This window comes from Catellatospora sp. NPDC049111, from assembly GCF_040648615.1.
Lineage (GTDB): Bacteria > Actinomycetota > Actinomycetes > Mycobacteriales > Micromonosporaceae > Catellatospora > Catellatospora aurea.
This window is the reverse complement of record NZ_JBEZEB010000040.1, coordinates 26415-46374: the sequence shown is the minus strand read 5'-3', so window position 1 is coordinate 46374 and position 19960 is coordinate 26415. Positions and strand designations below refer to the sequence as shown.

The window sequence follows — 19960 nt, the reverse complement described above, 5'->3', positions numbered from 1 at the left end:
GCGGAACCCGGATCAAGCTGCCTTGGCCTTCTTCGCCGGCGTCTTCTTGACCGCCGCCTTCTTCGTGGTCGACTTCTTCGCGCCGTCGTCCCCGGATCCCGCCTTCGCGGACGCGGCGGCCTTCGCGGGCGCCGCCTTGCGGGCTGCGGCCTTCTTCGGCGCGGGTTCGGCGTGCTCCGGCTCGGCCTTGGCGGCCTTCTTGATCGGCGTGACGGTGGCGTGGCCGGTGCGCTTCTCCGCCTGCTCCGCCGCTCCACCGCGGGCCGCGCGGGCCCGTTCCACGGACTGACGCAGCGCCGCCATCAGGTCGATCGTGGGCGCGATCGGCTCCTCGGTGGTCGGCTGCACCACGGTGTCCTTCTTGCCGATCTTCACGTCGATGACCTGCTGCAGCGCCTCGCGGTAGGAGTCGGTGAACTCCTCCGGGTGGAAGTCGCCCGACATCGAGTCGACCAGCGAGGCGGCCATCTTGACCTCCTGCGGGCGCAGCTTCACCTCGTCGTCGAGGAAGTCGAACGCGGCCTCGCGCACCTCGTCCGGCCACAGCATGGTGTTGAGCACCAGCACGCCCTCGTGCACCCGTACCGTCGCCAGGGTCTCCCGCTGGCGCAGGGCCACCTTCACCACCGCGACCCGGTCCACGTTCTCCAGGGCCTCGCGCAGCAGCAGGTACGGCTTCACCCCGGCCGCGCCGTCGGGTTCCAGGTAGTAGGCCTTGTCGTAGAGGATCGGGTCGATCTGCTCGTTGGGCACGAACTCCAGCACCTCGATGGCCCGCGAACTGGTCAGCGGCAGGTTCTTGAAGTCGTCGTCGGTGAGCACCACGATCTCGCCGCCGCCCACGTCGTACCCCTTGGCGATCTGGTCATAGCTGACCTGCTCGCCGTCGAGTGAGCAGACACGCTGATATTTGATCCGTCCGCCGTCGGCGCGGTGCACCTGGTGGAAGCGGATGTCCTTCTCCTCCGTCGCGGAGTAGAGCTTCACCGAGATGGAGACCAGGCCGAACGAGACGGCGCCTTTCCAGATCGCCCTCATATGGGAAGTATGCCCACTACACGCCCTGTACCGCCGGTAGTCCGGGGGATCTAGGCTGGCTCGCATGGGTTCTGACGACGGCTGGGTGAACTCGTACCACGGCAGGATGCGCGCGGCCATGGGCGACGCGACGCTCTTCTTTCTGGGGGCGCGCGGTGTCATCCGGGACGAGCAGGGCCGGATCCTGCTGATCAAGCGCACCGACAACGGGTACTGGGCCTTCCCCGCCGGGGCGATGGAACTGGGCGAGTCGATGCGCGACTGCGCGATCCGGGAGACGTTCGAGGAGACCGGGCTCAAGGCCGGCCAGGCGACGCTGTTCGCCTTCCTGTCCGGGCCGCAGTACACCTTCACGAACATCTTCGGCGACACCTACCAGCACGTCTCCGGGTCGTACCTGCTGACCGAGATCTCCGGCGAGCTGACCCCCGACCCGGACGAGGCCGCCGACGCGGGCTGGTTCGCCCCGGACGACCTGCCCGAGCCGACCTCGGGCGCGGTGCGCTGGACGCTGGACCACCTGGCCCGGTTCGAGGAGACCGGCCAGATCTACTCCGACTGAGCCGGATACCCGCTTGCCGGTGACGCGGCTCGGCAGGCAGTATCGGCGCACGTGACGAGCAAGAGGCGCTTCGCGCTGGACCTGACGCCGCTGCGCCGGCGCGACTTCCGGCTGGTGTACACGGCGGCCGGGGTCAGCAGCTTCGGTTCGATGATCACGTACGTGACCATCCCGTTCCAGCTCAAGCAGATGACCGGCGACCCGCTGATCGTCGGCCTGCTGGGCGTGGTGGAACTGGTCCCACTGCTGTTCATGGCGTTCGTGGGCGGCGCGCTGGCCGACTACGTGGACCGCCGCAAGCTCGTCTTCTGGGCCGAGGCGGGCCTGGCCGTCCTGACCGGCCTGCTGCTGCTCAACGCGCTGGTCGGCAGCCCCCAGGTCTGGGTGTTGTTCGTCATCGCCGGCCTGGCCGCCGCGGTCGACGGCATCCACCGCCCGGCGATGGACGCGATGATGCCGCGGCTGGCCCCCGCCGAGGAGATGGCGTCGGTCGGCGCGCTCAACTCGCTGCGCTGGCAGGTCGCCCAGATCGCGGGCCCGACGCTGGCCGGTCTCATGATCGCCAACCTTGATGTGGCCTGGGTGTTCGGGTTCGACCTGGCCACCTTCGCGATCTCGCTGATCTGCTTCGGCCTGGTGCGTGCGGTCGCCCCGCCGGAGGCCGCCGAGCGCCCGTCGCTGCGCTCCGTCGTCGAGGGCGTCCGGTATGCCCGCAGCCGCCCCGAACTGATTGGCACCTACCTGGTCGACATCAACGCGATGTTCTTCGCGTTCCCGGTCGCCCTCTACCCGTGGGTCGCCGACAAGTACGGCGGCGCGTCGGTGCTCGGCCTCTTCTACGCCGCGCTGGCCACCGGCTCCCTGCTGGTCACGATCACCTCCGGCTGGACCGCCCGGGTGCACCGGCACGGCCTGGCGGTGCTGGTCGCGGCGGGCGCGTGGGGCCTGGGCATCGTGCTGTTCGGCCTGGCCGGCTCGCTGTGGCTGGCGCTGCTCGGCTTGGTCGTCGCGGGCGCCTCGGACATGATCTCCGGGCTGTTCCGGGGTGTGATCTGGAACCAGACCATCCCCGACCACCTGCGCGGCCGGCTGGCCGGCATCGAGATGCTGTCCTACCTGACCGGCCCGATGCTGGGGCAGACCCGCGCCGGGCTCAGCGCCCGCTGGTGGGGCTACAGCGGCGCGGTCGTCTGGGGCGGGGTGCTCTGCGTGGCCGGCACCGGCGCACTGGCCGCCGCCCTGCCCGCCTTCCTGCGGTACGACGGCCGCGAGGGCCTGGCCCGCAAACAGGCCGAGGAGGCCGCCCGCGCCGCCGAACTCGCCGCGCTCCGGCCGGCCGAAGCCCCGACTCCGGCGTGAACGATTCAGCCCGCGGAAGGTTTCTGCCTTTTCAGGCATTTTTGGACCGCTTGTCGATTAGCCTCCTGATTGGGCAATTCGCTAAGCGGGACGGGGCGTTCGCATGCAGACCACACCCATCGACGTCATCGACTACGACGCCAACGGCTACGACTACCGCGAGTACTGGTCGGGCCGGGACTACGAGCTGTGGGCCGAGCAGCGGGTGCTCCGGCGGCTGGTGCCCAAGCTGGGCCGACCCGCCTGGTTCGCCGACTTCGGCGGCGCGTTCGGCCGCAACTCGGGGCACTACCTGCCCCGGGCCGCACACGCGGTGATCATGGACTATTCGGCGACCAACCTGCGCAACGCGGGCGAGCGGCACGCCGCCGAGGTCGCCGCCGGCCGACTGCACCTGGTCCGCGCCGACCTCTACCGCATCCCGTTCCGGGACTTCGCCTTCGACGCGGGCATGGTGGTCCGGGTGCTGCACCACCTGTCCGACGTCGACCGCGGCCTGACCGAGATGAGCCGCACCGTGGGCAGCCGCTGGCTGGTCGACGTGCCGATCAAGCACCATGTGCTGGGCCTGGCCCGCGGGCTGCGCTGCGGGCAGCTGCGCGAGGTGCGCAGCCCGGACCCGGTGGCCATGGGCGTCGAGGAGCAGTTCTGGAACTTCCGGCTCGGCGCGGTCCGCGAGCGGCTCGGCGACCTCGGCTGGCGCACCTCGCTGGGCGCGAGCGTGAACAACTTCCGGCAGTGGGAGAAGGTCGCCCCGCGCGCGAACCGGCTGGCCCGCCCGTTCGTGCACGGCATGGAGGTGGTCGCGCAGACCTGGGGCAAGGGCTGGTGGGGGCCGAGCCAGTTCGTCGTCGCCCGGCGGCACGACCCGGCCCAGCCCGCGTACGACCGGCCGGGCGGGCACACCGCGGACCTGCCGCCGGAGCTGGCGGGCCTGGCCCGGCGCGTGGTCTGCCCGGTCTGCATGACCCGGCTGAACTGGACGCTGGAGACCGCCACCTGCATCCGCTGCGACCACACCTACCACCGCCACGGGGCGTTCTGGGACTTCGTCCCGCCCCTGTGACGCACGCCTGCGCTTCGAGGCCCCGGATCAGCTGATCCGGGGCCGTCGCTTTTCCTGTCGGCCATGCAACCTTTCGGTCCGCGGCCGCCGATGTGAGGGCGACAGAAGTTTGGAGGTAGACGGATGTCGCAAGAATCCGACGGCGACTTCGCCGAGTACGTCTCGGCGCGCCTGGTCCGGTTGCATCGCACCGCGTTCTTCCTGTGCGGCGACACCCACACGGCCGACGACGTCGTCCAGGCGACGCTGCTCTCGCTGTACGGGAGGTGGCGGCAGGCCAGGTCGGTCGACAACCTCGACGGGTACGTGTACCGGATCATGACGCGGCGCTTCCTCGACCTGAAGCGATCCCGCTGGTCCCGGGTGTTCCTGCGGGACACCGTGCCGGAGCGGCCGTACACCCCCGACGACGGCTACGAGGAGCGCAGTTCGGTCATCGCCGCGCTGCAGCAGCTGCCCCGGGGCCAGCGCGCCATCCTCGTGCTCCGCTACTTCAGCGACCTGTCGGTCGAGGCGACGGCGCAGGCGCTCGGCTGTTCCACCGGCAACGTGAAGAGCCAGTCCTCGCGCGGGCTGGCCACGCTGCGCACCATCATGGCCGCGCCCGAGCCGGCCGAAGCCCACGGTCGAGGAGGTCGCTGACCATGTACGAGGAAGAAGAGTTCCGGGCGCTGCTGAACGCGACGGACGTGCCGCCCACCGGGGTCGACGTGGCCCGGGTGCTGCACGTGGGCCGGCGCAGGACACGCCACCGCAGGCTGGCCGGAGTTGGCGGCACGCTCGCGGTCGCGCTGACCGTGCTCGGCGTCGCCCCGCTGGCCCTCGGCCCGACCGGGCAGCCCGGCCCGGCCACCAGCGTGACCGCGTCGGCATCCGCGAGCGTCGCGCCCTCACCCAGCCCGGCCGGCCCGCCGGTGTGCACGGTCACCGCGCTGGCCATGCCCCCGGAGTACCAGACCTGGAAGACCCTGCCGAATTTCCGCAGAGTCGAGGTCAGCACCGCCGACCCGACCGGGCGCTACATCGGCGGTCACGCGGTCGTCGGCCAGAACTTCATCCCGATCCTGTGGACCGACGGCAAGCCGAAGGTCCTGCCGATCGACCCGACGTCGGCGAGCATCGACGCGATCAACGAGCACGGGGTGGTCGTCGGCATGTCCGGCGGCAGCGCCTCCCGCGCCTACCGGTACCAGAACGGCAAGGTCACCATGCTGCGCGCGCCGGTCGGCAAGACCTGGCTCTTCCCACACCCGTTCATCAACGCGGCGGGCGACATGGTGATCAACGCGAAGCCGCAGAACGCTTATGACGACGACTCCCGCACGGTCGTCGCGATGTGGCGGGCCGGCACGACCAACCCGGTGATCCTCCCCCTGCCCAAGCACGCCGGCGTGCGCGGCATCACCGACGACGGCCGGATCATCGGCGGCGTCGGCGAGAACGGGAGCGGCCGCGACGCGTACGTGTGGGACCAGAAGGGCAACGGCCGGAAGCTCACCGGCCCTGCCGGAACGACCACCAACGCGACCGCCGCGCGCGGCGACTGGGTGACCGGGGGCGCCTGGCGCGAGGGGCAGAAGGGTCCGACGGTGATGCTGTGGAACCTGCGCACCGGCGAGGCGACGGAGCTCACCCGCGACCTCGGCACCGGCGTGAACGCCTCCGGCTGGGTCGTCACCGGGATCCCGAGGGGCGAGGTGCTCGTCGATGGCGTCGCGCTCGTCCTGCCGCCGATCGTCGCCGGGGGCAGGACGAGAGCAAGCTCCGTCGCCGACGACGGCAGGATCGCCGGCGACTCCTTCGAAGGCGAGACCAGTGTCCCCGTCCAGTGGCACTGCCGCTGAGGACCAAAGGAAGGGCACCTTCTTATCGCTTTGCGATGTAGAAGGTGCCCTTCCCATCGCCCAGGGCTGCCATCCCGAGGAAAGCTCACGTACCGAACTGTCATCTGGTGTACTCGATGGGTAGGTAAGGGGCATTCGGCGTGAACCAGACAGGCGCGGGGGTACCTGGGATGCGACGGTCAGGCGTCATCGGAATGGGCCTGTCGCTGGTCGCGGCCGCGACCGTCGCGGGCTGCGGCAACGTCGTCGAGCGACCCGCGACCTGGCGGTCACCCGCCCCGGCCGCCCCCGCCTACGCGACGGCGCTCGACGCCCGGCTTCAGGCCATCATGAAGGACATGCGCGTCCCCGGCGCGGTCGTCATGATCACATCTCCGGAGAAGGGCGACTGGACCAAGGCGTACGGCACCCGCACCGTCGAGGGCGGCGGCCCCGTGACCGTGGACGACCACTTCCGGATCGGCTCGAACACCAAGACCATGACCGGCACGGTGCTCCTGCAACTGGTCCAGGAAGGCAAGATCGCCCTCGCCGACCCGGTGTCGAAGTACCGGCCGGAGGTCCCCAACGGCGACAACATCACGATCACCCAGCTGCTGGACATGCGCAGCGGGCTCTACAACTACTCCGAGGACGAGCAGTTCAACGCCCAGCTCGACAACGATCCGACCCGGGTGTGGAAGCCGGAGGAACTGCTCGCCATCGCCTTCGCCAAGCCGCCGTACTTCGCCCCGGGCACCGCGTTCCACTACTCGAACACCAACCTGATCCTGGCCGGGCTCATCATCGAGCAGCTCACCGGCCACACCCTCCAGGAGGAGTTCCAGCAGCGCCTCTTCGGCCCGCTCAGCCTCGGCCAGACGTCACTGCCCCCGGACAACGACAACGGCCTGCCCGCTCCCCACCCGCAGGGCTACATGTTCGGCACGAACGTCAGCACGCTCACCGACCCGGCGCTGCCCGCCGCCGAGCAGGCCGCCGCCGCGAACGGCACCCTGCTGCCGAAGGACGTCACGGTCAGCAACCCGTCGTGGGCCTGGGCGGCGGGCGGCGCGATCTCCACGGCCGCCGACCTGACCAAGTACGTCACCGCCATGGTCGGCGGCGGACTGCTCGACGCGAAGACGCAGCAGACGCGGATGGACAGCATCCTGCCCATCGGCGCGCCGGGCCCGATCGAGGTCGGCTACGGGCTGGCGATCGTCCGCTTCGGTCCGCTGTACGGCCACGACGGCCAGATCCCCGGCTACAACTCCTTCATGGCGCACGACCCCGTACGCAAGGACACCGTCATCGTCCTGACCTCGCTGTTCGCGGGGGCGGACGGCAAGCAGCCGGCCAACCAGATGGCCATGGCCATCATGCAGGCGCTGTACGGCATCCCGGCTGCCGCCGCCTCCCCGTCACCCAGCCGCTGAAGACGGCAAGGCTGAGGCCCCAACCTGCCCGAGACGCCTTCTTCATGGCCCGATCTGGTGGTCGTCGACAGCAGAAAGCCCCAGGCCAGCACATCTGACCTGGGGCTTTCGTCACCGAGCCGCCTGACGGAATCGAACCGTCGACCTTGTTATTACGAGGCTCGCGCATGATCGTCCAGCGCTCATCAGTACCTGTCGGTTCGTAGGCTAATCGATCAGGGGAACTGTGGCGTACAACCACGAACGCGGGGGAATGAGACCAGAGCTGAGACCGAAAGTGCCGCCTTCCTTTAGTGATCAACTAGATCGGCAATCGACGATCGTCTCAGAAACTTGACAGAGCACTTGGCCCAGAATTGCCCACCCGGTACGGCAAAATGTCAGGCCAAAGCCCTACGGTGACAAGAGAACAAGAAGCACTCTCACCTGAACGGAGGTCCAGGTCAGATTGATTTCCGTCGATCATGCAGGCTTCTGGACTAGACGCGAGCATGGCAACCTGACCATAATGTCCGATTTAGTGCCTTAGGCTGCTACAAGCGGATGGAAGCAAGGGCCGGTGCCGGAGCAGAGGGGAGGAACCATGGCCAACGCAGAGCTGCTGGCGGAGCTGGTTCGTGCGCACTACTCCGGCGATGATCGCCGGTTCAGCAATCTGCTGAACCAGGTAATCGCTTCAGAGTCTCGCGCTGGGCATGTGCGTCTTGCACAACGACTGCGCGAGCTGCGCACGGAAAGCGAAACCCAGCCAACCGATGACCGTCAGCGCCCTACGCCTCTCGCCCGCGCTCCACGAAGCCTGGAGCAGTATCTATCGGTCGCTTACAGTGACGTCACGCTGGAGGATCTAGTAGTCAGCCAAGATACCAGGGACATCCTGCAGCGATATGTCATCGAGCAACGAGCTGCCGAGAGGTTGGCCCAACACGGGCTCAAGCCGCGTAGGCGGCTCCTGCTGCACGGGCCGCCCGGATGCGGTAAGACTATGGCTGCACACGCCCTGGCTGGCGAAGTTCGATTGCCGATCATTAGAGTGCGCCTTGAGCTGATCTTTAGCCGATACCTTGGCGAGACCGCCTCAACTCTCTCTGACGTCTTTGAGGAAGCTGGCCGCGTTCGCGGTGTGTACTTGTTCGATGAATTTGACGCCTTGGGCCGGACCCGACTGGACGACAACGACGTAGGTGAAGTCAAGCGGGTCGTGAGCACATTCCTGCAGCTACTTGACGCGGACCACAGCGACAGCATCTTGGTTGCTGCAACTAACGTGGGTTCAGCGCTCGACGAGGCACTGTTTCGTCGGTTCGACGATGTTGTGGAGTTCCCGGGGCCGAGCAAGGACCAGGCGCACGAGCTACTGCGGCGGCTCCTACGGAGGTGGCGGACGAAGCCAAGTTCGGCACTTGTGGAAGCCGCAGTGGGGCTCAGTTTCGCCGACATTCGCGCCGCAGTTGAAGACGCGCTCAAACAGTGCGTTCTTGAGGACCGAGATGAGCCCAGCCCGAAGGAGCTGGAGGTTGCTTTGAGGCGGAGACGTCATCGCCTAAGCTGAGGCTGAGCTCGTTGCCGGCTCGTGAAAGTCAACGGCGTCTGTTAGGTCAACGAATGATCGCGGAAGGTCTCCCCCTCCTCCGTTTGCAAGATCCCAGTGCCGAGCCCTTTTCTCCGATGCAGCGGGGGCAAACAGCTCCAGCCCCTTCGCGGGACCGGGCTACTCACTCTGCAGCGCTTCTGAGTCAGATCACGGCGGCAGAGCGTGTTATCTCTGGACGAAGCGAGCCAGCGCTGGCAGATCGTCCTGGGTTTTTGGTCGCCGCTACAGGTCCAGACATTGACGCTCCCGACGTTGCCAAGCAGTTGAACCACTCCCAGTCTGGAACCGAAGTCGTCAACCTCAGCCCGAACCGTGCAGTTGTCCGCGTTCAGGAGGATTTGGCGCAGCTGCGCCAGAAGGTCACTTCCTACGCGACAGAAAACACGGCCGCAGGCAACCCGAGGTTCAAGGCGCTTGTAGATCGACTAGAGATCATCGAGGCTGCCACGCTTGAAGATCTAAGCCTCGGTCGACTGGATAACTCATTGCCAGATTCGGAGACTCTCTGGGTCGAACTTTGGACCACAACAGGCGACGCTGACGAACAGGAGGGACGCGACGCTGCCATTAAAGCATTCGCCTCATTGACGTCCGGAAGCGAGCGTGCGGTACCGGTCTATCGAGGTCGCGAGCGTGACATTTACCTGGTAAAGGCCACGGGCGAAACGCTGAAAGCTCTTCCAGCGCTCGTGCCGGACGTAGTCGAAGTAAATCGCGCAGCATTCGTGCGTGACATTGAACTCGCCGAGGCCGCAGACGGTGACGACCCCCTTGCCGCCGTCAATCCACCCGACCATGAAGCTGCTGCAGTCGTCGCCATCCATGACACTGGCGTGGACACCGATCATCCCTACATCAAGCCTGTACTTCTGGGTGCCGATAGCGTGGTGCCCGCAATCGCCGATGGCCTCGATCGTCACGGGCATGGCACGGAAATGGCTGGCGTGGCCGCTTTTTCTGCCCTCGCGACCGGTGTCGCAGCGGGTTCAATCGTGGCGGACTGCTGGCTGGTGTCGATCCGACTTAAGGAGTCCGAGGCAGATGCAGGCGGCGACCCAGACCGCGGACCGATGTGGGCTGAGCGCACCAAGGAATCGGTGGAACTTGCCGAACAGCTAGCAGAAGGGCGCCCGACAGTCCATAACTTGAGCCTCGGTGCCGACAACGACAACGAGGGGCTTCGCGTGGATCGAACAGCATGGTCCGTCGCGGTGGATACGCTGGCATGGAATTACGGGCACGGACGGCTCCTCGTGGTTGCAGCTGGCAATGCAGAGGCGCTGGTTCATCGTGATGACTATCCATACGTAAATTTAGGCCCCCCACATCACCATCAACCGGCGCAGGCGTGGAACGCCATCACCGTTGGCGGCTACACGGACCTCGCTGAGCTCACCAGGCGAGACAAGCTTGAGGGTTATCCTTCACCGTTGGCACCTGCCGGCGGCTTGAGCCCGTTCAGTCGGACGCGCCAGGGAGGAAACTTCCCGATCAAGCCGGACATCGTCATGGAGGCGGGGAACACAGCGCCAGACGGCTCGGGCCTCGACCTGCCTGGCGCTCAAGGGCTCTCCATCCTCACGACCGCAAAATCGCGGCCGGGCGGCTTGGCGCTAAAACGCACGTGGGCAACAAGTCCCGCAGCGGCTGCCGCATCTAACGCGCTGGCCCGCATCGCGCGGGCACAACCGGCCCTCGCGCCTGCAACATGGCGAGCGCTGTTAGCCCACCACACTGTGTGGCCGGAAGCTGCTCGTCAGCAGTTTCAAACGCGTGATCTGTTGCGCGCCTTCGGTTACGGTGTTCCAGATATGACAAGATCCACTCATAGCGCTTCGAACCGGCCGGTAATGGTCTACGAAGGTAGCCTCGTGCCGAGCCCGGCAAGAGTGCGAGGCGAACGGGTGCGCAAGGCCGACTTCATCGAGGTGCCGCTCCCCTTCGACGTGCTCGACGCGCTCGGCGGTGCCGATGTGATCCTTCGAATCACGCTTTCTTATTTCATAGAACCTACCGAAACCCTGACACGTCGGGCGTACGCAGGCGGCCGCCTTCGGTGGGACTTTCAAGGGCCAGCCGAGAGCGACATGGGATTTAGATCCCGAATCAACAGGCTCGTACGGAACGAAGGCGTAGCCCCCGGCGAGGGCACATATTCATGGGACGTTGGCACTGACGCGCGATCTCGTGGAACCCTGCAGCACGATCGCGCAACGGTGTCGGCTACTTCCCTGGCGGGCAGTCGCTTGCTGGCGGTCTATCCCGTGTCTGGCTGGTGGGAGGACGCGACCACTAACCATGGCCGCGAGCTGCCGTACTCGGCCGTCGTGAGCATCGACCTCGGCGACATCGACTTGGACGTGCACTCCCTCGTCACGCAGTCGCTTGTTAGCGTCCGCCAGGAGGTTACCGTCGATGTGTAGCAGCTGATCTACCGTTGTCGGTCGTTAGAACATCACCGGACGTCGTCAGGACATGCGGCTGCTCCAAGTGTCCCAGCTATCGCGCTCGCCTTGGCGCTGGGCCAGCGCCAGGGCGAGGCGCTCGGTCTCCAGTGGGGAGACCTCGACCCGTCCGCCGGCACGCTGACGGTGCGGCGGGCCATCCAGCGGCAGGTCTGGCGGCACGGTTGCCAGGGCACCTGCGGCAAGACGCGCGGAACGGACTGCCCACGCCGGTTCGGTGGCGGCCTGGTCGTCACTGACACGAAGTCGCGCAAGGGCCGCCGAACGATGGGCCTGCTCAGCCCGCTTCTGTCCGTCTTGCTGGAGCACCGGGCTGCGCAGGAGAAGGAGCGGCAGGCAGCCTGTGACCTCTGGCAGGAGGGTGACTGGATGTTCGCTCAGGCCACTGGCAAGCCGACTGATCCCCGTGCGGACTACAAGGATTGGCGCGAGCTGCTCAAGGCAGCGAAGGTCCGTCCCGCCCGGCTGCATGATGCCCGCCACACCGCAGCGACGATGCTCCTGGTGCTGAACGTCCCCACGCGTGCGGTGATGGACGTGATGGGCTGGTCTCAGGCGAGCATCGCCACCCGCTATCAGCACGTGCCGGTGGAGCTTCTCCGAGGCATCGCCGACCAAGTCGGCGGGCTGCTCTGGGCGACCGGGGAGAGCGCACCGGACGACCTCGGCGAGGGGTCAACTGAGACCGAAACTGAGACCACAAGATCGTAAACACGGTCCGCCGCGCTCAACCGAGTAACAAAAACCGCCCCCCACGCAGGTGGGGGGCGGTTTCGTTGCCAGAGCCGCCTAACGGAATCGAACCGTTGACCTTGTTATTACGAGTAACACGCTCTACCGACTGAGCTAAGGCGGCAACGTCGCATCACTATACGCGATCAGTCGGGCCTACGGCCAACGGGTAGGGCGGCGGGTCACATCTTCACGCGGCGACGGGCGTGAACTGCCCGAACTTGAGCCCGTCCTTCTCACCGAAGCGCTCGGCGTGGCTCACGATCACCCGCTGCACGGTGGCGGCCCGCTCGGCGTCCTCGGCCTCGATCCGGACCACGAGGGCCTCGGCGGTGGCGGTCAGCTCGGCCCGGCCGGCCTCGAAGCGGGCGGTGCCGTGGTCCTCGGCCAGCTCCACCTCGATCTTGTGGCTGAAGTGGGTCAGCACCTGCTTGAGGTAGCGCGGAGCGCGCGTGGTGGGGGCGTTCCCCTCAACGATCATCATGGACTTAGGTTAACCTAACTCTTGCTGGTCGCCCACTCGACGGCCACGGCGGGTGTCCGGTTGGCGGCAGCCGGTGCGGATTGCCCGATCGGGCCGCTGCGACCCGTTCCACTGCGGACTAGGCTGCGCTGCTGTGACCGTGATCCCTCCGCGCAGTCCCTCAGACCCGACGCCGGTGTCGGGCCGGACGCACCGTCCGAGCAAACTCGAACCGGCCGAGCTCGGGTTCACCCCCCAACCTCCGGTGGCCTGGCTGAGCCCACTGCAGCTCGCCGCCACGGGCGTACGCGTCGCGTTCGCCGCACAGTTCGGCGCCTATCTGGACAAACGCGAGCTGCAGAACGCCTTCCCCACCAAGGTCCACGACGAGCACGTGAACGACGACGAGCTGTGGATGGACTACGTCGCCGACCTCGGCGACGGGTTCAACGCCACCTACTCGGTCGCCTATCTCATGGCTCAGGAAGAGATCGAGGCGAGCGGCGAGCGGCTGCCCCGCGGCCGGGTGCTGGTGCTCGGCGGCGACTCCGTCTACCCGACGGCCAGCGGCAAGGCGTACGAGGACCGCTTCGAAGGACCGTTCCGCGCGGCGCTGCCGCAGGTGCCCGCCGAGAACGGGCCGACGCTGTTCGCCCTGCCGGGCAACCATGACTGGTACGACGGCCTCACCGCGTTCCTGCGCCTGTTCGCCCGGCGCGAGGGTTCCCGCATCGGCGGCTGGCGCACCAAGCAGACCCGCTCGTACTTCGCGCTGCAGCTGCCGCACCGCTGGTGGCTGCTGGCACTGGACGCGCAGGGCGCGGCCTACATGGACGACCCGCAACTGGAGTACTTCCGCGGCGTCGCCGCCAACATCGAGGAAGGCGACCGGATCATCCTGGTCACCCCGCAGCCGGCCTGGGTGCAGTCCGAGGAGCACCCGCTCTACTACGACACCATCGACTACTTCCTGCGTACGGTGATCGACCCGACCGGCGCGAGCGTCGCGCTGATGGTCAGCGGCGACCTGCACCACTACGCGCGGTACGCGCAGACCGACAGCGGCCAGCAGCTCATCACCTGCGGCGGCGGCGGGGCCTACATGGCGGCCACCAACCACCTCCCCGAGGCGATCACGGTGCCGCCCAAGCACTCGCAGGTACGCCGGCAGAGCACCGGCCTGCCGTACAAGTTGCAGAAGACGTACCCGACGAAGCTGCGTTCGCGCTGGCTGGGCAGCGGGGTGTTCGCCCGGCTGCCGTGGCGCAACCCGGGCTTCGCCACCATGCTCGGCATCATGCACACGATGCTGATGCTGGCGCTGAACAACGCGGCGGGCCGCATCCTCACCGTGCCGATCTTCATGATGACGGCGCTGGTGATGTTCTCGTGCGTGTTCTTCTCGGTCGGCCTGACCGAGGCCGCGGCGAAGATAACCCCGGTGGTGCTGGGCGCCTTGCACGGCTGTGCGCACATCGCGCTGGGCGTGCTGGGCCTGTTCCTGTGGCGGCTGCTGCCGTTCGACGGTTACAAGCCCGCGGTGGAGGCGGCCCTGGCGGTGGTGATCTACCTGACCCCGGCCGGCGTCGCGGCGGCGCTGCTGGTGTCGCTATACCTGCTGATCGCGGCCTCGTTCAAGGTCAACGTCAACGAGTTGTACGCGGGCCAGGGCATCGAGGACTTCAAGAGCTTCCTGCGCATGCGCTTCGCCCCCGACGGCTCGCTGAGCATCTACGTGGTCGGCATCGACAAGATCTCGAAGAAGTGGAAGCCGCAGCCGACAGGCTCCTGGTTCCGCCCCGCCACGCCGCTCAAGCCGCGCCTGGTCGACGAGGTCATCACGCTCGGCCCGGCCAAGCAGCACGCCGCCCCGCCGGCCGTACTGCCCTCCGACGCCGAGGACCCGAGCAACGCGGCGTAGCGACCCCGCTCACGGCTCCCGCACCGACGCCTTCGGGCAGACGGTGCGGGAGCCGTTCGGCTGTCAGGCCCCTGCACGCCGTGTCAGGGCCGCAACAGGCCCATGGCAGGAGGCGGCGCGAACCTTTGCGGCATGGAGAACACGCTGACCCGCCCCGCCGCCCCAACCGCCACCCGTTCGAACCGTCTGGTCGACCTGCTGCTCGCCGACCGCCACTCGCTCGCGCTGTCGACCGCACTGCACCTGGTGCCAGGTGCTCTGGTCGTCGCCGCCTACCTGTTCCTCGCCGAGCCGTTCGTCAAGGCGATCAAATACCCGATCTTCCTGGCCTGGGCGATAGCCCTGGTGATCGTGCTGGGACCGCTGATGTTCGGCCTATTGTGGCTGGGCCGCAAACGCACCGGCCGCTACACGCTGCGCACCGTGGCGCATTACCGCGACAAACCCATCTCACGCGGGAAGATCATCGCTCTCATCGCCGGGCTCATCGTGTGGATGACGGTGGTGTCGCTCTCGCTCGTGCCGCTGGACAACTTCGTCTTCGACAACTTCTTCACCTGGATCCCGTTCGAAGGCGCGGGCGGCAGCGCCACCACCTACATCGACGGGTACTCCCACGCGCAGCTGGTCGTCACGATGCTTGTCTGCCTGCCGCTGACCGGCTTCACGCTGCCGCTGATCGAGGAGTACTACTTCCGCGGCTTCCTGCTGCCCCGCATCGCCCACCTGCGCTGGGGTGCACCCGTGCTCAACACGGTCCTGTTCTCGGTCTACCACTTCTGGGCACCGTGGACGGTCCTGTCGAAGATCGTCTTCCTGTTCCCAGCGGTCTGGCTCGTCTGGCGCAAGCACGACATCCGGATCTCCATCGGCATGCACCCCGGCACCTGCCTGCTCATGGCCACCATCGGCACCATCGCGATCATCCTGGGCGTCACGCCCTGACCCCCGCACTACGGCTCCCGCACCCCGCACGCCTTCGGGCAGGTGGTGCGGGAGCCGTGCGTATGGCCTGTTCAGTTCAGGGAGGACGCAACGTGCTCGAAGATGTCGGCGTCGGTCTCCTGCTGCCACTCGGGCAGCTGCTCCCAGTCGGCGACGTATGCGGGCTTGGGGTCCGGGATGTGCCGGTAGATCTGGGCGATCCAGCACAGGGCCACGAAACGGCCCTTCTGCTCGCGTGAGAGCTTGTCGGTGCCGCCCTGGCGGATCAGGAGCGCCACCTGCTCGTAGACGGCACCGGCGCTGGCCCGCTCCCAAGCCGGGGTGTCCTCCCACGGCGTGATGTAGGACGGCTTGGGCTCGCCGGGGAAGTGCTTGCGCACCCCGGCGATCCACGCCTCGCGGAAGATCTCCCCACCGGTCATCATGGCCCCCAGCATCTCGGCTTGCACGTTCATCAGCTTTCGAGAGAGCAGGCCGGAGCCGGTCTCACGTGCGATCTCCGAGCACCGGGCTCAGACGGCGTATCGGTCCTCGTACGCCTTGCGGCTCCCGCACACCGACGCCTTGGGGCAGACGGTGCGGGAGCCGTCCGCAGCCAGGCGGATGACGACCGCGTCGCGCGGCACCGAGTGCCCGACCACACGGCCCTCGCCTTCGGGCGTGCTCACCTGCTCGCCGATGGCCGGGGCGTTGCCGTGAAAGTCCTGGTACATGGGATGTTCGTATTTAAGACAACACATGAGTCGCCCGCACGCCCCCGAGATGCGCATCGGGTTGAGCGGCAGGTCCTGCTCCTTGGCCATGCGGATGCTGACCGGCTCGAACTCGGTCAGGAACGTCGAGCAGCACAGGTCGCGGCCGCACGAGCCGATGCCGCCCTGCACCTTCGCCGAGTCGCGGGCCGACAGCTGGCGCAGCTCCACCCGGCAGCGCAGGGTCGCGCCGAGGTCGCGGACCAGCGAGCGGAAGTCGACGCGGTGCGGGGCGGTGAAGTACACGGTGGTGCGCGGGCTGGGGCCGGGGTCGTCGCCGTCGGCCGGGCCACCGGGCACGTGGTCCACGGCGATGACCTTCATGGGCAGCTGGTGCTCGCGGATGAGCCGGTTCGCGGCGACGCGGGCCTCGGCCTTGCGCTGGCGGATCAGCTCGTCACGGCTCACGTCGTCGGGCCCGGCGATGCCGATGACCTTCGGGAAGCCCGTGGTGTCCTCCTCGCTCCACTCGGCCGCCCAGACACAGTCGGCGACTTCGGGACCGTCGTCGGTGGCGACCAGCACCTTGTCGCCGACCCGCGGCCGGAACTCACCGGGGTCGAGGTAGTACAGCTTCCCGTACCGGTTGAAGGTGACCGCGCAGAGCATGCCCATCGGGACACGATAGCCCGGTTCCGGGCATCTGCGGAGATCCGCGACGCTCCGGAATCGGCGGAAGACCGCTGGAGAAACAGTTCTAGTTGCGCACCTTTTCGGTTGATTCGTCGTTAGCTCATGTGGATAGGTCTTCGGATTCCCCCGTAACCCTGCCCAAAAGCCTTCGTTGGGCCACGACGTAGGTGCGCACCCCCGCGCACCCGTCCGCCCCGGAGGAAGCATGCGCCGCCATCTCGCCGCAGCCAGCACGGTCGCCCTTGTCTCGCTCAGCTCGCTGACGATCCTGTCCACGCCCGCCGCCGCGGGGGTGTGCGACCGGCCCACCGGGTACGCCGCGCGCGCCGGTGCCGACCTGTTGAAGGTGGGCGTGCTGAACCTCGGCCCGCTCGGCCTCAAGCTGCCCACGGTGGCCGATCTGACGATCGCCTCCGCCAACGCCGGCATGTCCGCCACCAGCCGGGTCACCAGCTCCGCCGCGGCCCGCTACGCCGACGCGAAGCTGCTCGGCCTGCAGCTGCCCACCGGGCCGCTGGACGGGCGGGTGTACCAGCAGGCCCCGCCGACGAACCCGACCGGGGTGAAGAACCGGGCGCTGTCGGTGGACCTCGGGCTGGTCAAGGCCGGCACCGGCGACCTCACCGCGCACGCGCGCTGGGCCGAGGGCATGGCCTGCGGCAAGACCGAGGGTCCCGCGGGCGAGGCGGACGCCGCCCTGGTCGACGCCGCGATCCTGCCCGGCGCCCGGGGCGCCCTGGTGAAGGCCACGCACAACGCCTCCGGCGAGGCGCGCACCGCGACCGTGAAGATGGACGAGCGCACCATCGCGTCGGGCGCGCAGGCCGAGATCGGCCTGGCCGACCTGGAGCTGCTCGGCGGCGCGATCGACGTCGAGGTGCTGGAACCGCCGAAGCTCACCGTGCTGGCCACCGGCCGCGCGGCCACCTCGGTGGTCGACTACGACGCCCCGGTCCTGAAGATCACGGGTCCCGGCATCGGCACCAAGACCCTCTCCGGCGTACACCGTGAGATCGAGTTCGCGGTCCCGGCCCCGTCCACGGGCGGGCTGCTCGGCGCGCTGGATCTGGGCAGCGTGCAGCGCCGGGCCAAGGCCGAGGGCCTGCCGCTGCTCGACGCGAACCCGCTCGGGGGCCTGCTCGACGGGCTCCCGCTGGGCAGCCTGACGCAGACCCTCAAGGGCCTCGGCGGCTCGGGCGGCGGCGGCACCGGCCTGCCCGCGCTGCCGGAGCTGGGCGGCCTGCCCGACCTGGGCGGCCTGCTGAGCGGCAGCGGCGGCAACCTCGCCGGGCTGTGCGAACTCGCCGTCGTGAAGATCTCGATCGGCGAGCTGGAGAAGCGGGTCAGCGACCGCGGCGCGACCGCGCAGGCCGCGAGCATCCGCATCCAGGTGCTGGCGCTGAGCCGCCCGAACAGCAAGCCCGCCACCGTGCTCGACCTGGGTGTCGGCCTGCTGAACGCGTCCGCGACCGCCCCCGCCCGGACCGCGCCGACCACCGGGCCCTCGGCACGGCCGTCGGCCTCGCCGAGCACGAGCGGACCGGGCAACGGCGGTGGGGGCGCGACTCCTTCGCCGGCTTCCGGCACCGATGACGACGACGACGGCTGCGGCGGTCCCGGCTGCAGCCTGCCGCGTACGGGCACGAGCATCGCCCTGATCGCGGGCACCGGCACCCTGCTGTTCGTGGCGGGCCGGTTCCTGCTCCTGCTGACCCGCCGCCGCACCTCGGGCGGGCCGGAAGATCTGCTGGGCTGACGCCGTATCTACAGCTCGACGCGCAACGTGGTGGCGGTGGACGGGATGTCCGCCGCCACCACTCTCGTCTCCACGACCAGAGGGCCGCGCGCCGACAGCTCGTCCAGCTCCGTCAGCAGCGTGTCGACACCGGCCAGCAGGGCCGCCGCGATCGTCGCGGCCGCCTGGGCCCGGACGGTGGGCACCGGCCCGAACATGAGTTCTCCGCCCACTGCCAGCGCGTCGACGTCCGTGACCAGGGCGACCGCTTCCGCGCTGCCGGCAACCCGGGCCAGCTCACGGGCGACCGACGCCCGGCCCGCGGTCAAAGCGTCGGCCAGTTCCTCGTGATATGCCGCGTCGGCCCGCAGCCTGGCGGCCCACGAGACGGTGTCCCCGCCGATCCGCTGCCGGGCCGCCGCGAACGCGTCACCGGCCCGGCCCTCCCAGGACGGCAGCCGGGCCAGGTCGTCGCCGACGGCCTCGACTGCTTCGACATGACCCCGCAGGGCCGCCGCCTGCTGCCGCCACGGCTCCGGCGACCAGCCCGCCAAGCCTGCCACGGCGTCACCGGGCAGCGCGCCCGTGCGCCGCAGCAGCGGCCACACCGGGTGCTGCTCGGGCGCACCCCAGCGGGCGAGGCTCTCGTCGACCTGGGCCAGCAGTCCGGCCGTGTTCGACTGCAGTCGCCGCAGCGCGTCCATCACACCAGCCCGCCCTGTTCCTGCTCGGTCATCCGGTAGGTGCTGCCGGCGGCCCGCACACCGTGCGCCAGCTCGGTGAGCTCCCGGTCGAGGCGGCGGGCGGTGTCCACGTGCCCGGACCACGCCGCACGCTGCCAGTCGTCGACCCGGCCGGCCAGGCGCGACAGGCGGCCCGGCACGTCGACCGCCGCCGGTGCGAGCGCCGTGCGGTCCAGCGCCGGGACGAGCCCGGCCACCTCGGCGGCGAGCCCGCCGATCCGATCTGCCAGCTCGTTCGTCACCGGGCACCTCCGAGCGCCGTGAAGTCGCCGAACGTCTCCTCGTACACCTTGCGCCGGGCCCACGCCGCCGCGTCGTGAGCGGCTGAGATCGCCTGCTGGATGGCCCGCGACAGCTGCGGGCCGGTCAGCCCGTCGAGCGAACCGGTCACCACCACCTTGCGCACCGCGCCGTCCCCGCCCACGACGACCTCGACCAAGTCGTCGGGGTCGTGCACGGTGACCTCCAGCTCGGCCAGGGCGCGGGCGAGGCTTGCCTGCCGCTCCTCGATCCGCCGGTATGACGCGATCGCCTCCTCGATCCAGGCGTCGTCGATCTCCCGGGGCATGCGGCGGCTCCTCAATGGACGGCATCGATTCCGCCAGAACGCTACCGGTAAATCCCCCACCCCCGACACCCCTGTGGACAACGCCTGTGGACAACCCACCCCACTCGTCCCCCCACCTGCCG

Annotated in this window: 19 protein-coding genes and 1 tRNA gene; 12 read left to right on the top strand and 8 right to left on the bottom strand. The window is 68.5% G+C overall.

What is annotated here, in order from left to right; all coding sequences use genetic code 11:
* Positions 1-12 precede the first annotated feature (12 nt).
* A complete protein-coding gene (locus AB0B66_RS34805; RefSeq protein ID WP_360538064.1) occupies positions 13-1038 on the bottom strand; it encodes a Ku protein in 1026 nt (341 codons plus the stop codon).
* Between the two features lie 64 nt (positions 1039-1102).
* Between AB0B66_RS34805 and AB0B66_RS34800 the strand changes: the two genes are divergently transcribed.
* The 9 genes from AB0B66_RS34800 to AB0B66_RS34760 all read left to right on the top strand — a co-directional run bounded on the left by AB0B66_RS34800 (position 1103) and on the right by AB0B66_RS34760 (position 12057).
* Positions 1103-1600 carry an NUDIX domain-containing protein gene (locus tag AB0B66_RS34800; protein ID WP_360538062.1) on the top strand — a complete coding sequence of 166 codons (498 nt, stop codon included), beginning with the start codon at positions 1103-1105 and terminating at the stop codon, positions 1598-1600.
* 51 nt (positions 1601-1651) lie between these two features.
* Positions 1652-2959 carry an MFS transporter gene (locus tag AB0B66_RS34795; protein ID WP_360538060.1) on the top strand — a complete coding sequence of 436 codons (1308 nt, stop codon included), beginning with the start codon at positions 1652-1654 and terminating at the stop codon, positions 2957-2959.
* A 103-nt stretch (positions 2960-3062) separates the two neighbouring features.
* Entirely contained in the window at positions 3063-4025 is a 963-nt protein-coding gene (locus AB0B66_RS34790; RefSeq protein ID WP_360538058.1) for a class I SAM-dependent methyltransferase, read from the top strand.
* Between the two features lie 123 nt (positions 4026-4148).
* Entirely contained in the window at positions 4149-4667 is a 519-nt protein-coding gene (locus AB0B66_RS34785) for a SigE family RNA polymerase sigma factor (protein WP_360538056.1), read from the top strand.
* Between the two features lie 2 nt (positions 4668-4669).
* Positions 4670-5869, top strand: coding sequence for a hypothetical protein (locus tag AB0B66_RS34780; RefSeq protein WP_360538054.1), 1200 nt, complete (start codon positions 4670-4672; stop codon positions 5867-5869).
* A 170-nt stretch (positions 5870-6039) separates the two neighbouring features.
* Positions 6040-7287, top strand: a complete 1248-nt coding sequence (locus AB0B66_RS34775; RefSeq protein ID WP_360538052.1) for a serine hydrolase domain-containing protein — start codon at positions 6040-6042, stop codon at positions 7285-7287.
* A gap of 583 nt (positions 7288-7870) precedes the next feature.
* On the top strand, positions 7871-8839 hold the full coding sequence (locus tag AB0B66_RS34770) for an ATP-binding protein (protein WP_360538050.1): 969 nt from the start codon (positions 7871-7873) through the stop codon (positions 8837-8839).
* 305 nt (positions 8840-9144) lie between these two features.
* Positions 9145-11304 carry a S8 family peptidase gene (locus AB0B66_RS34765; protein ID WP_360538048.1) on the top strand — a complete coding sequence of 720 codons (2160 nt, stop codon included), beginning with the start codon at positions 9145-9147 and terminating at the stop codon, positions 11302-11304.
* Positions 11305-11307: 3 nt separating this feature from the next.
* Complete coding sequence (locus tag AB0B66_RS34760) at positions 11308-12057, top strand: site-specific integrase (RefSeq protein ID WP_360538117.1); 750 nt, start codon at positions 11308-11310, stop codon at positions 12055-12057.
* Between the two features lie 72 nt (positions 12058-12129).
* Here AB0B66_RS34760 and AB0B66_RS34755 read toward each other — a convergent pair.
* A tRNA-Thr gene (locus AB0B66_RS34755) sits at positions 12130-12202 on the bottom strand.
* 66 nt (positions 12203-12268) lie between these two features.
* Positions 12269-12562 (bottom strand): DUF2218 domain-containing protein, encoded by a 294-nt coding sequence (locus tag AB0B66_RS34750; RefSeq protein ID WP_360538046.1) that lies wholly within the window; start codon positions 12560-12562, stop codon positions 12269-12271.
* A gap of 133 nt (positions 12563-12695) precedes the next feature.
* Here AB0B66_RS34750 and AB0B66_RS34745 point away from each other — a divergent pair, with 133 nt between their 5' ends.
* Both AB0B66_RS34745 and AB0B66_RS34740 read left to right on the top strand, forming a co-directional pair.
* Positions 12696-14462 (top strand): metallophosphoesterase, encoded by a 1767-nt coding sequence (locus AB0B66_RS34745; RefSeq protein WP_360538044.1) that lies wholly within the window; start codon positions 12696-12698, stop codon positions 14460-14462.
* A gap of 132 nt (positions 14463-14594) precedes the next feature.
* The gene (locus tag AB0B66_RS34740; protein ID WP_360538042.1) at positions 14595-15407 is read left to right on the top strand and encodes a CPBP family intramembrane glutamic endopeptidase; all 813 of its coding nucleotides are present in this window, start codon (positions 14595-14597) and stop codon (positions 15405-15407) included.
* A 71-nt stretch (positions 15408-15478) separates the two neighbouring features.
* On the opposite strand, the gene AB0B66_RS34735 is transcribed toward AB0B66_RS34740, so the two are convergent.
* Complete coding sequence (locus AB0B66_RS34735; RefSeq protein WP_360538040.1) at positions 15479-15862, bottom strand: hypothetical protein; 384 nt, start codon at positions 15860-15862, stop codon at positions 15479-15481.
* Positions 15863-15919: 57 nt separating this feature from the next.
* Positions 15920-16774, bottom strand: a complete 855-nt coding sequence (ricT, locus tag AB0B66_RS34730; protein WP_360538038.1) for a regulatory iron-sulfur-containing complex subunit RicT — start codon at positions 16772-16774, stop codon at positions 15920-15922.
* Between the two features lie 223 nt (positions 16775-16997).
* Between ricT and AB0B66_RS34725 the strand changes: the two genes are divergently transcribed.
* Positions 16998-18548 (top strand): hypothetical protein, encoded by a 1551-nt coding sequence (locus AB0B66_RS34725; RefSeq protein WP_360538036.1) that lies wholly within the window; start codon positions 16998-17000, stop codon positions 18546-18548.
* 8 nt (positions 18549-18556) lie between these two features.
* On the opposite strand, the gene AB0B66_RS34720 is transcribed toward AB0B66_RS34725, so the two are convergent.
* Genes AB0B66_RS34720 through AB0B66_RS34710 form a run of 3 tightly spaced genes read right to left on the bottom strand, consistent with a single transcriptional unit; the run spans position 18557 to position 19838 of the window.
* Positions 18557-19231 (bottom strand): hypothetical protein, encoded by a 675-nt coding sequence (locus AB0B66_RS34720; RefSeq protein WP_360538034.1) that lies wholly within the window; start codon positions 19229-19231, stop codon positions 18557-18559.
* Complete coding sequence (locus tag AB0B66_RS34715; protein WP_360538032.1) at positions 19231-19512, bottom strand: hypothetical protein; 282 nt, start codon at positions 19510-19512, stop codon at positions 19231-19233. Before AB0B66_RS34715 ends, AB0B66_RS34720 begins: the two co-directional genes overlap by 1 nt.
* Positions 19509-19838, bottom strand: a complete 330-nt coding sequence (locus AB0B66_RS34710) for a YbaB/EbfC family nucleoid-associated protein (protein WP_360538030.1) — start codon at positions 19836-19838, stop codon at positions 19509-19511. The genes AB0B66_RS34715 and AB0B66_RS34710 overlap by 4 nt, the downstream gene beginning before the upstream one ends.
* Positions 19839-19960: the final 122 nt, after the last annotated feature.

What these genes read in the sequence shown, in the direction of transcription:
- AB0B66_RS34805 (WP_360538064.1), bottom strand. Translation starts at nt 1,038, where the DNA reads ATGAGGGCGATCTGGAAAGGCGCCGTCTCGTTCGGCCTGGTCTCCATC.
- AB0B66_RS34800 (WP_360538062.1), top strand. Translation starts at nt 1,103, where the DNA reads ATGGGTTCTGACGACGGCTGGGTGAACTCGTACCACGGCAGGATGCGC.
- AB0B66_RS34790 (WP_360538058.1), top strand. Translation starts at nt 3,063, where the DNA reads ATGCAGACCACACCCATCGACGTCATCGACTACGACGCCAACGGCTAC.
- AB0B66_RS34785 (WP_360538056.1), top strand. Translation starts at nt 4,149, where the DNA reads ATGTCGCAAGAATCCGACGGCGACTTCGCCGAGTACGTCTCGGCGCGC.
- AB0B66_RS34780 (WP_360538054.1), top strand. Translation starts at nt 4,670, where the DNA reads ATGTACGAGGAAGAAGAGTTCCGGGCGCTGCTGAACGCGACGGACGTG.
- AB0B66_RS34775 (WP_360538052.1), top strand. Translation starts at nt 6,040, where the DNA reads ATGCGACGGTCAGGCGTCATCGGAATGGGCCTGTCGCTGGTCGCGGCC.
- AB0B66_RS34770 (WP_360538050.1), top strand. Translation starts at nt 7,871, where the DNA reads ATGGCCAACGCAGAGCTGCTGGCGGAGCTGGTTCGTGCGCACTACTCC.
- AB0B66_RS34750 (WP_360538046.1), bottom strand. Translation starts at nt 12,562, where the DNA reads ATGATGATCGTTGAGGGGAACGCCCCCACCACGCGCGCTCCGCGCTAC.
- AB0B66_RS34740 (WP_360538042.1), top strand. Translation starts at nt 14,595, where the DNA reads ATGGAGAACACGCTGACCCGCCCCGCCGCCCCAACCGCCACCCGTTCG.
- AB0B66_RS34735 (WP_360538040.1), bottom strand. Translation starts at nt 15,862, where the DNA reads ATGAACGTGCAAGCCGAGATGCTGGGGGCCATGATGACCGGTGGGGAG.
- ricT (WP_360538038.1), bottom strand. Translation starts at nt 16,774, where the DNA reads ATGGGCATGCTCTGCGCGGTCACCTTCAACCGGTACGGGAAGCTGTAC.
- AB0B66_RS34725 (WP_360538036.1), top strand. Translation starts at nt 16,998, where the DNA reads ATGCGCCGCCATCTCGCCGCAGCCAGCACGGTCGCCCTTGTCTCGCTC.
- AB0B66_RS34720 (WP_360538034.1), bottom strand. Translation starts at nt 19,231, where the DNA reads ATGGACGCGCTGCGGCGACTGCAGTCGAACACGGCCGGACTGCTGGCC.
- AB0B66_RS34710 (WP_360538030.1), bottom strand. Translation starts at nt 19,838, where the DNA reads ATGCCCCGGGAGATCGACGACGCCTGGATCGAGGAGGCGATCGCGTCA.